Below are 12,335 nucleotides of genomic sequence, written 5' to 3' on the forward strand. Positions count from 1 at the left end.
TAAATATTATAAAATCAATGTGGCTTACGTAAATATAAAGCCCAATAAGGTAGCGCCACAGCTAAACCACCTAAAATATTCCCTATTGTCACTGGGATTAAATTGTTAAATACAAAATGTGTTACTGTTAGCTCTTTAAATGCATCTGGTGATACACCAACTGCTTGCCAAAATTCAGGAGAAGCAAAATTGTTAATAACAATGCCCATTGGGATCATAAACATATTTGCAATGCTATGCTCAAAACCACTGGCGACAAACATGGCGACAGGTAATACCATAATGAGCATTTTATCGAGTAAACTACGTCCAGCATAACTCATCCAAGCAGCCAAACAAACCATTAAATTAGCGAGAAAACCAAGACACACAGCTTCAATAAAGGTATGATGTAATTTATGATCAGCTGTTTGTAGAACATTCAATCCCCACAAACCATTAGCAACCATATACTGACCAGAAAACCAAATAACTGTGACAAACAGTATAGCACCAATAAAGTTACCGATATAGACCAAAATCCAATTACGGATCATTTTCGCCCAACTCACTTTGCGAGTCATTTTAGGTAAAATGGTTAATACGGTTGAAGTAAATAAGTCCGAACCACAACAAACAACCAGCATCAGTCCTAATGAAAAACAGATACCACCGACCAATTTTGCTAAACCAAAAGCAACGGTTGCGGTTCCAGTTGTTACGGTAATATAAAATACGAAAGCAATAGAGATAAAAACCCCTGCAAGAATCGCAGATAACATTGTGCTACATAAGGGTTTATTTACTTTGTAATTACCAATATCTTCGGCAATTTGGGTCATTTGTGCGGGAGAATAGGAATCTACAAGTTTATCGGTACTCAAACTAACATCCTCAAAAAAACTAGGGTTTTATGAGAGGCATAGTATACTCAAAATTTGAAGCAGATCACGTTTTTTTTATTAAAAAATTTTAAAACTAAAAAAATCGCTGTTTATTAAAAGAGTTGCTTATCGTAAAAAATAAGTAAGGCAAGTTTTCTGGAAACCTTATCCACGATGGAAACGTAAGTTGTTTATTTATCGTTGCATTCTAACACTAAATTAATAGTTAGATTAGCTTTTTGGTGCTGTAAAAAATTGAACTGTTTTTCCATAAAAATAGCCAAGTAGAGCATTGATTTAATTTAAATTTTTTGATCAATGATTTTTTAATAAAATCAAGTGTTTATCGTGTGTTTTTGGGAGATTTTGTATTTGAGTAAAGCCTATGTGGATGTGGATATGGTTAAGTTTTAGAGATTTTAACCTTTTAGGATAATAAACAACTTTAGTATCAAAACCCAAAAACTTACCGACCCAAATACCTTTAAGACTGACCCTTTTAATACCAACCATGCCTTTGACATCGGCAGTCAGGGAAGTGCTTTTTTTGATTTTCCGTCATTAAAGCGCAAAACTCGCAGCTCTGCCTTCCCTCCCAAACTGACTCGGGGCTGTTCTTTGATAACTTAGCCAACTACAGTCATATAACTATCACTGCGCCTTAATGATTAAGAACTCAATGCTAAAAGCTAAGGTGCGGTGCAAATAACGCTGAAACTGTCAAAGTCAGAGTCATCGTCGTTGTAGATTACATCGTAGTACTCACCTTCGATAACAACCTTGCCGCCATATTCAGAATCTACACAAAAGACGTTAGTCTGGAAAACTTTATCAGGGTAATAACTTATGTAGCCCCACTCGGGTAAAAAGCCTGCTCCTATTTGACGCTGGAAATAATTACCACTTGATGACGGCGTGGCACCCTCTATGCCTTCTAAGCATGGAAACCACTTATCCTTACCACATTTCGTATTGGTTAAATCTCTGACTCGTGACAAACGATACCCCAAACTACTACACCACGATGCTTGTTCGGAATAGCTCCTCCATTTATGACCTCGATTGATAAACCACTTCTGCAAAACAAAACCATACTTAATCACCACATTACCACTTCTATCCCTACCCTCTAATTCAAAGGTCTGCGGTAAAATAGGTCTACGAAGTGGACTAGGATTATCTAACTGTATTTGCGCATCACTTGCTCTAGGACCATTTAATGTTACCCGCGTTACATACTGAGATTTATCATCAATCCATGCATCGTATTCTATTACTCCCCATGCGCTTGTAAATGAGTCCGAACGTGGCTGTGTCCAACTCACAGTAGCCGTTATTCCACCATGAGTAACAGCCGACCAGGTCAATTGACTTGCATCCACCCCACCTATATCTAAATCAAAATATAATCCATCAGCACCCGTAGTAGGAAAATTTCGGTCGTAGAATGTTGAATTTGTTGACTGAGTTAAAAAACCCTTATCAGAATTCCATATGCTAGCAGGTCCTGCCGCTTCATCTTCACCATAGTAAAGACTCGGCCTTGCGTAACAAACTTTAGGCTGTGAATTTGGATTGATATAATACGTCACCGTACTCCCCTCGAAATTCCTGCTATTCGGTATACCATACTGGGTAGTTAAATTACCATCTGTACTACTTAATGTTACCTTATAAGGTGCACTACATATATCTAATGTATCACTACGACTTACTGTACTGCCATTCTTATCAGTAAAACTCACCGATAAATTCCCCGTTGCAGTCACCCCATTAGTACCCTGACCATCTCCATCATCATCTCCCTAATAGTTATACGGCGCTCGAATAAGTGCATCTAATCCTATTGAGTTGGTTGACGGCGGCACCAACATCCCTATATTACTAAGATTACTTTCATTTATTAGCCTTATTGGATTTGTCGCACTTGATGTATTGGTTGATGGCGTAACCGTTGTACCATCCGGCAAGGTAATAAACAACAACGCATCAGTGGTAGTCACTTTAGTTTGACCTCCATCAAACGTTAAATACGGCGCACTACCTTGAATCACTTGGCTAGTATGCGCTGTTAATGCCTGTGAGCTGAGCGAATACGGCAATAACAACACTGGCGTTAATGCCAACGGGATTTTTGCAAAAAATTCGGTAGATAATTTTGATGATATAAACGAGGAAAGAATAAAAAACTGTCTAATGCGATTATTGGATAAATTTAAGACATCGGTTTGCCATGTCAGTTGTCCATAATTATACTTCATAGCATCCTGTCCGTTAATTAAAATATTTTTTACTTGTCTTTTTTATGTTCGTTAACTTATAAAATAAGATAACTTAATTTTCACCGTTAAAATTATAAGGCTTAAAAAAACTTAGCTAGTTTTTTTGGGGATTTTTTGTAAGGGAATGTAAAGGAAAGAATGGGTTAAGCTTTGGGGAAAGCTTTAAAGGATTGGAAATCTTAGTTTTTGTTAAAAAACAACAAAAAAATATAATAAAATAAATACTCTATCTAACTGTTTTTTATAATTTTCGGGTTTGAATTTCGGACGTGTTGAGCTGTTGGTGAAATAAATAGCAGCAGTGACAACGGTCGAGTTAGGGTATTTCTAAATTTCTTAACGACTCACGCTTTGACTACAGAATATGACCAACTTATATTTAATTGCATCATCCTAATATTCGTCTCTTCGAGGCTATCTTCGTTTTGCTTAGATGCTTTAATTTGTTCCAGACAAATTTGTATTCTCAACTAACATACCCATGCTAAACATCTCTGTTTGGTATGGGTTGGGATTTAGTAGAAAATGATATAAATTAAACTTTATCACCATTGTTGTTTTTTCAGAATTGAATAGCTCCTTATCATTCGTTATAAATAATAAGGAGCAATTATCTATGTTGGTTACCCGCTTATTTATTATCTAAAATCCCACTGACTTTTATTAGATAATTACGTGATTCTTGAGAAGCATGAGAAGTGACGAGTTTTCGATAAACTTGTTGTGGTGTCATCGAATTTATCATGCTGATTGCTTCATTACGATCATTTGAGAATGTACGAAGCACACTACCTGCCCCACCGTTATAAGATGTGATCATGGCATAACGTAATGAAATTGGATTATTAATTCCAGCCAAATATTTTGTTTTTAGCAATGATAAGTAAGCAGTTCCCATATCAACATTATTACGCGGATCGAGCAAAAATTTTCGGCTTGGTTCTCCTGATTTACCCCGTAATTTAAAAATATCACGACCTGCTGTATGTTGTTGCACTTGCATAAGACCAAGGGCATCTGTTCGACTAACAGCATAAGGGTTAAACGCTGATTCCACTTCTATAATAGCTAAAATGAGTCGCTCATCAACAAAATAACGATTTGATGCCTCGGTAACAATTGGTAAGAATTTTCTAGCTCGCTGATTAATATGATTTGGCACAAGTTTGATTTCAACATAAGTAATTTTGTGGGTGCCTGATGTTCGTTGTTTCAAATTATTGGCTAGCACATAATCAGCAAAACTATTTGCTCTACCATGCCAACGAATAGGTTGATGTTCTTGATCCAATACCTGATTATATAAAAATGGTTCGCCGGACAAATCTTGACTGATTTTATCATGGCGAATAATATCCACTGGTTCAGGCATAAGTAAGGTCGAAACTATCGCCTCTTTTAAATTTTCTATTGGTGATTCAGACATGGTTTCAATCGTGATCACACCTGAAACAAAGTTAATATGGACGCGCGTTTGTAAATTATCTTCATATTGAACATAGTCTTTAGGACCAGCTATCAAAATTTCTTTAGGCCCCCAAATTTGTTCAATATTATTAGCATATTGACTAATCAAAATATTAAAGGCATTGGTATCTTTAACATAATAATCATCATTACGATTTTTCGAATTTTTGCTAGGGCAACCCGTTAAAAGGCTCACAGTGATGAGTAATGTGAGAATTTTTTTATTATTTGTCATTTGATATCTCAATTTTGGGGTTTATAACCATCAATAACAATTTCTTCGCCTTCAAATAGAAATTTGATCATTTCCGCTTCAATCTTTTTACGATGCTCAGGATTCATCATATTGAGCTTATTTTCGTTAATTAGCATCGTTTGCTTTTTAAGCCATTCTTGCCATGCTTGTTTTGATATTTCATTAAAAATACGTTTGCCAAGCTCACCAGGGTAAAGTTGCAAATCCAAACCATCAGCATCTTTTTTTAGATAATGACAATAAATAACACGACTCATTTTTATCTCTTTAAAGTACATTTAACGAACTAATGGCTGATTATACCTGAAAATAATGGTAGATAAGAAGAAAATTATTGAATCAGCATTTAAAATAATATCGTTGCAAAATGAATATAAATTTAAAATAAATGAATAATTATTTACTTTACACGGCGGTTAATTCGCTTAAAATAACATAAGCTATTTAGTAAAAATAAATTAAGGATTAAATAATGCAGTCCAAAATTGCACGAGAACTATTTGATCAAGTTATTTTACCTGTTTATGCACCGGCTCAGTTTATTCCTGTTAAAGGCCAAGGTAGCCGAGTTTGGGATCAAGATGGTGAAGAATATATTGATTTTGCTGGTGGCATAGCAGTTAATGCGCTGGGTCATTGTCATCCAAGACTAGTTAAAGCTCTGCATGAGCAAAGTGAAAAGTTATGGCATGTCAGCAATGTTTTTACGAATGAACCGTCACTAAATCTTGCGCAGAAGCTTATTGATAACACTTTTGCTGAGCGTGTGTTTTTTGCCAATTCAGGGGCGGAAGCTAATGAGGCCGCGTTTAAGCTAGCGCGATATTATGCAGCACAAAGATATAGCCCTTATAAGAGCAAAATCATTGCTTTTTATCAATCTTTTCATGGTCGTACGTTTTTTACTGTATCTGTTGGTGGTCAAGCAAAATATTCTGATGGTTTTGGACCAAAACCTGCTGATATCATTCATGTTCCTTTTAATGATCTTAATGCCGTTAAAGCGGTAATGGATGACCATACTTGTGCGGTTGTATTAGAGCCAGTACAAGGCGAAGGCGGATTAACGTCAGCAACACCAGAATTTTTACAAGGTGTGCGTGAGTTATGTGATGAACATAAAGCACTACTTGTATTTGATGAAGTACAATGCGGGATGGGGCGAACAGGCAGTTTATATACTTATCAACAATATAATGTAAAACCCGATATTTTAACCTCCGCTAAGGCATTAGGGGGTGGATTTCCAATTAGTGCTATGTTAACAACCAATGAAATTGCGTCAGTCATGCATCCTGGCGTGCATGGTACCACTTACGGTGGTAATCCTCTTGCTTGTGCAGTGGGCTGTGAAGCTTTTGATATTATTAACTCCCCTGAAGTACTTGATGGCGTACAAAAACGGCATGTGCTGTTCATTGAAAAACTCGAAGAAATTAATAATCAATTTAAACTATTTCGTGAATACCGAGGTAAAGGATTGTTGTTGGGTGCAGAGTTACAACCCAAATTTCACAATAAAGCGCGCGATTTTTTAAACGTTGCCACTGAGTTTAGGGTGATGATCTTAAATGCTGGTCCAAATGTGCTGCGTTTTACACCATCACTCATTATTTCAGATGATGAGATAAAAGAAGGTATGTTGCGATTTGCAAAAGCCGTGGAAAAGGTTGTCAATGCTTAAGTTTTTCTATACAGTAACGGCATTTTAATCAATTAAGTGCCGTTGCATTTAAAGGATACTTATTTATGACCGATTTTCACCCATTAAATTATGCCAAAACTCATTTTATTTTAAGTGCGCCCGATATTTCTCATCTACCTATTGACAGTGGTGTCGAAATTGCTTTTGCGGGTCGCTCTAATGCAGGTAAATCAAGTGCACTAAATACCTTAACCAATCAAAAAGGTCTCGCTAGAACGAGTAAAACCCCAGGGCGAACACAACTGATCAACCTTTTTGAAGTTGAAGAAAATTGCCGTTTAGTTGATTTACCGGGTTATGGTTATGCTCAGGTGCCGGAAGCCATAAAGCGAAAATGGCAAAAATCACTGGGCGAATACCTCCAAAAACGCGAAAGCCTAAAAGGACTAGTTGTATTAATGGATATCAGGCACCCTTTAAAAGATTTAGATCAACAGATGATCGAATGGGCAGTTTCCGTTGATATTCCTGTTATGTTATTACTGACTAAAGCGGATAAACTGGCTTCTGGTGCGCAAAAAAAACAAGTTAACATGGTCAAAGAAGCTATCTTACCTTTTCAGGGGGATATTACTGTTGCGCCTTTTTCATCGCCTAAACGCATTGGACTTGAAGCGCTAAAACAAAAACTGGATGAATGGTTTAGTCAGCAATAAAGGAAATCCTTTAATGGATAGTTCAACATTTTCGTTTCAATCTTTATCGCCAGATCTTATTCTTGATAGCTTATCTTCAATAGGCGTATATGTAGATTCTGGTTTAACCGTATTAAATAGTTATGAAAATCGGGTTTATCAATTTCAAGATGAGGATCGCAAACGTTATGTTGCGAAATTTTATCGACCTCTCCGCTGGAATAAAAATCAAATCTTGGAAGAACATCAATTTACGCAGCAATTAGCTGATGCTGAAATACCCGTTATTGCGCCATTAACATTTAATCATACCACGCTACACGAGTATCAAGGTTATCTGTTTGCCCTGTTCCCAAGTGTGGGGGGGCGACAATACGAAATGGATAATATAGAACAAATGGAATCGGTGGCTATGTTTCTTGCCCGTATTCATCAAATTGGCGCAAAGCAGCCTTTTTTGCATCGCCCAACTATTGGGTTAGAAGAATATCTCTATCATCCTCAAGAAATTTTATTATCTTGCCGCTTTATTCCTAAGAAAGTGCAATCTGATCTTAAAATAACCTTAGCGCAATTAATTAAAACCGTTGAGCAATACTGGCATAACGATTGGCTACCTATTCGCCTACATGCCGATTGTCACGCAGGCAATATTTTATGGCGTGATAATGCAATGTTTGTTGATTTTGATGATGCGCGTAATGGTCCTGCTATTCAAGATCTGTGGATGTTGCTTTCTGGCAATCAGCAAGAGCGACGCATACAGTTAGATATGCTAATTGAAATGTATCAAGAGTTTTATGACTTTGATAACCATCAATTACAACTTATTGAACCTTTAAGAGCAATGAGAATGGTTCACCATTTAGCATGGATTTTAGAACGCTGGCAAGATCCTGCTTTTCCCATCGCCTTTCCATGGATGACTGATGATGATTTTTGGCGTCAACAATTAGTTGAATTTGCACAGCAAATTACCACCATAAAATCGCCACCACCACAATTGATGGCAATGTTACAAAATTAAGAAATCAAGCAACAACTGTTCTAAATTAGGTTGTTGCAAAACCAATCGTTCTTTTTTTTGCTTAGATAGCTGCTTTATTCGATACTCAATTTTAAGCGCAGTTGACCTATCACCCACATTAACTTGATAAACAATACTGAGATCTTTATGACCTTTTAAATGTTTAGCACCTTTACCATTTTTATGTTGATGCAAACGCCTAGTAACATCGGTGGTGATACCTGTGTACAATGATTGCTTTGCTGTTCTAATAATATATAAAAACCATACTGATACGTTGTTTTTCATAAATAATCAAGAATAACCAATTTATCTATTTGTTAATAATAGTATTTTCATCTTATTATCAGTATAACACCGATTTTAGTCACTTTTGTGTAAAGTGGATCGAGTAATGCAAAAGTTATAGCTTCGTTTACTTTAATGGGGATAATGTTTAAGATAGGCATAATTTTTTATGTATTTTAAGGCAATAAATTTGAATAACTTTGCAAAAATTATTGAAATCCAACGTGGCGATATGAAATTCGCTTATGTACAAAATGATGAAATCAATTACCTAGACCTTTTTGATCAATTTTTGGCGGAAGAAGGGCATCATGAATTACTCGATCCTAGCGATAAATTAGAGCGATATACTTATTTAATCAATCATAATAAAAGCCAATTTATTTTTAAAATTGATGGTGGCGTTGAACACCGTTTAGAGCGTCGCTTAATCGCCAAAATTACAGGTGATTTTTATTTCAATTTAATTCGTAAACTCGCCAAAATATCGCTTGATAAATGTGATATTGCTTATGAACTTTATTTGGTTGCTTTCGACCAAAAAACAAAGCGTCATTATATGATTTTCAATTTTATTGAAGGACGATCTTTAAAATGGGAAGAAATGAAAGAGTATGGCGAGCAAATAAAAAACTGCATAGAAAAACTGCACAGCTATAATCTAGTCTCTAATGATGTCCATGGCGGCAATTTTATCCTAACACCTGATGGAAAAATCAAAGCTATTGATTTAACTAACTCAGGTTTTATTTGGTTAACTAAAGCCAATGACGCAATTGAATTAAAAGAACGTTTTAATATCAAAATTAAGGTTCCTTTTTTTGCCATGGCAATTAAAAAATTTACTCATGGATTTAAACGGTTATCTCGTAAAATCCGCGGTAAAGAAGATTAATCATCTATAATCATTGTGAGGAATTGGTTACTCACAATGATAATTAATGCGGATATCAAACGTTAGCTATTAATACATAACCTTTCGATTAATCTATAGGATTCATTGTAGGAAAACGCCCAATTATTATACTTCATGACTCCAATAATCCGCTAAAAACGTATAAAGCATTTTTAACCGCAATCGCTTTATGCGATTTAACTGTAAAAGTAAATAAATCATTTTCTATCTTTTGAATCGCTAACTATTTGTTGGTGGGTAGATTTTATGGATTTTTGATTGATAAGATGGTTATCAAATGTTTTAATCAATAGATATTACCAATTCTCAAATAACCACGAAACGGTATAGAATCCTGAATATTTTTTACAAAAATATAATCTAAAAAAGAAATATCACATCTTCATTAAAGTGCCTATCGTTTTCGACTTTCTCATTCCTTTGTTGTTGGGTAGTTTTTGTGAATTTTTGATTGGCACGATAGTTATCACATGTTTTAACCAATAGATACTGCAAATTCTCAAATAACCACGAAACGGTATAGAATCCTGAATATTTTTTACAAAAATATAACCCAAAACGTGAACATCTAGCTTGCTATCTTCATTTATCTTCAATGGATTTTTCAACTTCAGACGGTTAATTCCATCACTTATGGTTTTATAACGTTAAATAATCGAACAGCTGACCATAAAACGTTTAGCCAAATCAGTAACGGTTATTTTATCTTTATGATATGCACCTATTTCTTATCTGGAATAAAGCGTTAGTTTTGTTTTATGTTTATTCATTGCTGTAGTTTTTAAAATTACTGTAGACAAGGCAAATAGTGTCTGCATATTAATTAAATTTGTATTCACTATTTTCCAACACTAGCAAATCGATCAATAAACAGCTAGAATTAATTAGCTTATTCTAAAAGGATGGGGTATGAAAAAGTTAATTGGTTATGTTGCCGTTTTAGCTATGCTAACTAGTTGCGCATCTCAAAAAATGATGTCCATTTATCAGACTAATGGCGTTAAAATAGCTCAAAATTCGTCAGGTGTGGATATTTTAAATAAATATAACACGTCACGACCTATTACAGTCTTTCACTCATCATTATCATTATGCATCGCTCAAGAACTGGATAACAGCCCCGTTGTATTAACCAGTGAAAATTATTTTGGTTCGCCTTGGTGGTCTTATTATAATATACCTAATCAACAATCAATCACGGTTAGTGGTGGCGACACAATCAAGTTAGTTGAAGGTAATCATGTTGTCGCCGAAGCTGTAACTGACTATCTACATCGCACTAAATATTTTGTCAGCTATACCTTAACAACTACTCGCAATCAAAATAACATCCATTATCTGTTCAGCAACATTAAGCAAGCGCAACAATATACCGGTTCAGTAGTAAATGATGGATTTGAGAATGTTAAAACGCTTGAAAGCGCTCATCCTAACCTCGTGATTGAAGCGCTCAATAAAGAAGTTGATAAAATTCAAGAATGCTTATTACGTCAATAACGAGTTGATTTAAATATATTTTTTAATTCTATTATTTATTTTGATATGGAACAACTACTCGTGTTGTTTCACAATAATTTTAGAAACTACTGTAATTGTAATTGCCGCCTTAATTTACTTTTATTATGTCATTCAATATTTTCATTGTTCAATAAGGTATATTTGTTTCATTAATTGGAACAAAATCACTTAATCCTATTTTCCATCGTTGTTCAACATATTCTAATAACTCATCGAAATTAGAAAAAACATATTGTTCAAATGAAGTTATTGATTGATTGAATGCACTATCATTATCAGTTAATGTAGGGTCTGCATAATATGTACGGAGCTCGTATAAAAAAAATACGTCTTCTTCATCTATTATTGGTCTTATAAGTTGATCTATATAAAGTGAATACAAGGAAAATTCCCATTCTTCATCTTCTTCCTCAGGTTTCTTATATTCAATAGAATAAATCTCAATAAAACGAGTTTTATTTTCTTCGAATCTTTCAAAGAATTGCCCTCTCATTTCGTAGGGAAATGGATGGTAAGGATTATTGTATTTGCTCTTATTCATAATTAATAAAAGTTTTCCTGTCTAAATATTGTCCCTGATATCTGAAGTTTTACTCTATTGATTCGTGTTCAATTTCCTAAATACGCTTACTTCAAACCTGATAGTTTCATTCCCAGAGTATTTCGCCGTTTGCATTAGTAAGCTCTCCCGAATAGCCGTTCAAGTCGGTACGGTAGTAGCAATGTGAATGGCAAAATTAAGAGGTAACTCGATAATATTTCATTTTTTATTTTATAACTTTTCAACTAATAATTGTATTCTTGGTTTCCAGCCATTAATCCATTTACTTTCAATTTCAAAGGAATAATTTTTTATAGTGTAATAATCATCTTTATCATGATGAGAAATAAAACATTGATCGACACATTGACAAATCCAAATTAAAAGTTTTTTTATATCAATATCATTTTTAACTAGAGATAGATATTCTTCTACATTTTTTATTATAATCTCAATTAGATTGGCATGAAAAAAACCTTCTTCAAATAATGAATAGCAAAAAGTATCTTTTATTAAATCATCGCTATTTTGCAAAATTTTATTTTTTAAGTCATTTTTTATGTGTAAGTTCATTTCAATAACCCAGTCTCTCTTTTTGTTAACACAGATTTCTTTTCATTAAATGTACCATCTGAATTAATACGCCTTTAGATTTATTTCAAGATGAAAATGTCTTATAACGATCTTTGTGAAGATTGTGTAGATATAAATGTAAATACCCCAAACCTAGTACACAACTCACGTAGAAAATCATGCTGCTTGTTTTAGTGTTTTATACTCAATCGGTGTCATGTTATTTAACGCCTCATGCGGTCTTTCGGTATTATAAATCGTTAA

At 34.5% G+C, this 12,335-nt stretch carries 14 protein-coding genes; 5 read left to right on the forward strand and 9 right to left on the reverse strand.

All coding sequences use genetic code 11. The annotated features are described in order from the left end of the window. Positions 1-14: 14 nt before the first annotated feature. The 5 genes from focA to ACYIAM_RS03105 form a co-directional block, all read right to left on the reverse strand. A complete protein-coding gene (gene focA, locus ACYIAM_RS03085) occupies positions 15-863 on the reverse strand; it encodes a formate transporter FocA (protein ID WP_483747197.1) in 849 nt (282 codons plus the stop codon). Between the two features lie 689 nt (positions 864-1,552). Further along, positions 1,553-2,632, reverse strand: a complete 1,080-nt coding sequence (locus ACYIAM_RS03090; RefSeq protein ID WP_483747198.1) for a hypothetical protein — start codon at positions 2,630-2,632, stop codon at positions 1,553-1,555. A 36-nt stretch (positions 2,633-2,668) separates the two neighbouring features. Then, positions 2,669-3,124, reverse strand: a complete 456-nt coding sequence (locus tag ACYIAM_RS03095; RefSeq protein WP_483747199.1) for a hypothetical protein — start codon at positions 3,122-3,124, stop codon at positions 2,669-2,671. A 652-nt stretch (positions 3,125-3,776) separates the two neighbouring features. Then, a complete protein-coding gene (mltC, locus tag ACYIAM_RS03100) occupies positions 3,777-4,847 on the reverse strand; it encodes a membrane-bound lytic murein transglycosylase MltC (protein ID WP_483747200.1) in 1,071 nt (356 codons plus the stop codon). Between the two features lie 8 nt (positions 4,848-4,855). Continuing rightward, positions 4,856-5,125: an oxidative damage protection protein gene (locus ACYIAM_RS03105; protein ID WP_483747201.1), complete on the reverse strand. Its 270-nt coding sequence runs from the start codon at positions 5,123-5,125 to the stop codon at positions 4,856-4,858. Between the two features lie 215 nt (positions 5,126-5,340). Between ACYIAM_RS03105 and argD the strand changes: the two genes are divergently transcribed. From argD to ACYIAM_RS03120, 3 genes are all read left to right on the forward strand, one after another. Beyond that, on the forward strand, positions 5,341-6,552 hold the full coding sequence (gene argD, locus ACYIAM_RS03110) for a bifunctional acetylornithine/succinyldiaminopimelate transaminase (protein WP_483747202.1): 1,212 nt from the start codon (positions 5,341-5,343) through the stop codon (positions 6,550-6,552). 65 nt (positions 6,553-6,617) lie between these two features. Continuing rightward, the gene (gene yihA / locus ACYIAM_RS03115) at positions 6,618-7,229 is read left to right on the forward strand and encodes a ribosome biogenesis GTP-binding protein YihA/YsxC (protein WP_085247280.1); all 612 of its coding nucleotides are present in this window, start codon (positions 6,618-6,620) and stop codon (positions 7,227-7,229) included. 13 nt (positions 7,230-7,242) lie between these two features. Continuing rightward, a complete protein-coding gene (locus tag ACYIAM_RS03120; protein WP_483747203.1) occupies positions 7,243-8,235 on the forward strand; it encodes a serine/threonine protein kinase in 993 nt (330 codons plus the stop codon). Here the strand turns inward: ACYIAM_RS03120 and ACYIAM_RS03125 are convergent. Further along, complete coding sequence (locus ACYIAM_RS03125; protein ID WP_483747204.1) at positions 8,224-8,523, reverse strand: GIY-YIG nuclease family protein; 300 nt, start codon at positions 8,521-8,523, stop codon at positions 8,224-8,226. The genes ACYIAM_RS03120 and ACYIAM_RS03125 overlap by 12 nt on opposite strands. Before the next feature lie 190 nt (positions 8,524-8,713). Between ACYIAM_RS03125 and ACYIAM_RS03130 the strand changes: the two genes are divergently transcribed. Continuing rightward, positions 8,714-9,418, forward strand: a complete 705-nt coding sequence (locus tag ACYIAM_RS03130; protein WP_174797987.1) for a lipopolysaccharide core heptose(II) kinase RfaY — start codon at positions 8,714-8,716, stop codon at positions 9,416-9,418. Positions 9,419-10,348: 930 nt separating this feature from the next. After that, complete coding sequence (locus ACYIAM_RS03135; RefSeq protein ID WP_483747205.1) at positions 10,349-10,936, forward strand: hypothetical protein; 588 nt, start codon at positions 10,349-10,351, stop codon at positions 10,934-10,936. 148 nt (positions 10,937-11,084) lie between these two features. Here the strand turns inward: ACYIAM_RS03135 and ACYIAM_RS03140 are convergent, their stop codons facing one another. The 3 genes from ACYIAM_RS03140 to ACYIAM_RS03150 form a co-directional block, all read right to left on the reverse strand. Then, positions 11,085-11,498 (reverse strand): hypothetical protein, encoded by a 414-nt coding sequence (locus ACYIAM_RS03140; protein ID WP_483747206.1) that lies wholly within the window; start codon positions 11,496-11,498, stop codon positions 11,085-11,087. Positions 11,499-11,729: 231 nt separating this feature from the next. Continuing rightward, positions 11,730-12,071, reverse strand: coding sequence for a hypothetical protein (locus tag ACYIAM_RS03145; protein WP_194240599.1), 342 nt, complete (start codon positions 12,069-12,071; stop codon positions 11,730-11,732). Positions 12,072-12,248: 177 nt separating this feature from the next. After that, entirely contained in the window at positions 12,249-12,329 is an 81-nt protein-coding gene (locus tag ACYIAM_RS03150; RefSeq protein ID WP_141670356.1) for an integrase core domain-containing protein, read from the reverse strand. Between the last annotated feature and the right edge of the window lie 6 nt (positions 12,330-12,335).

The sequence above is a fragment of the Gilliamella sp. X-60 genome (genome assembly GCF_057063585.1).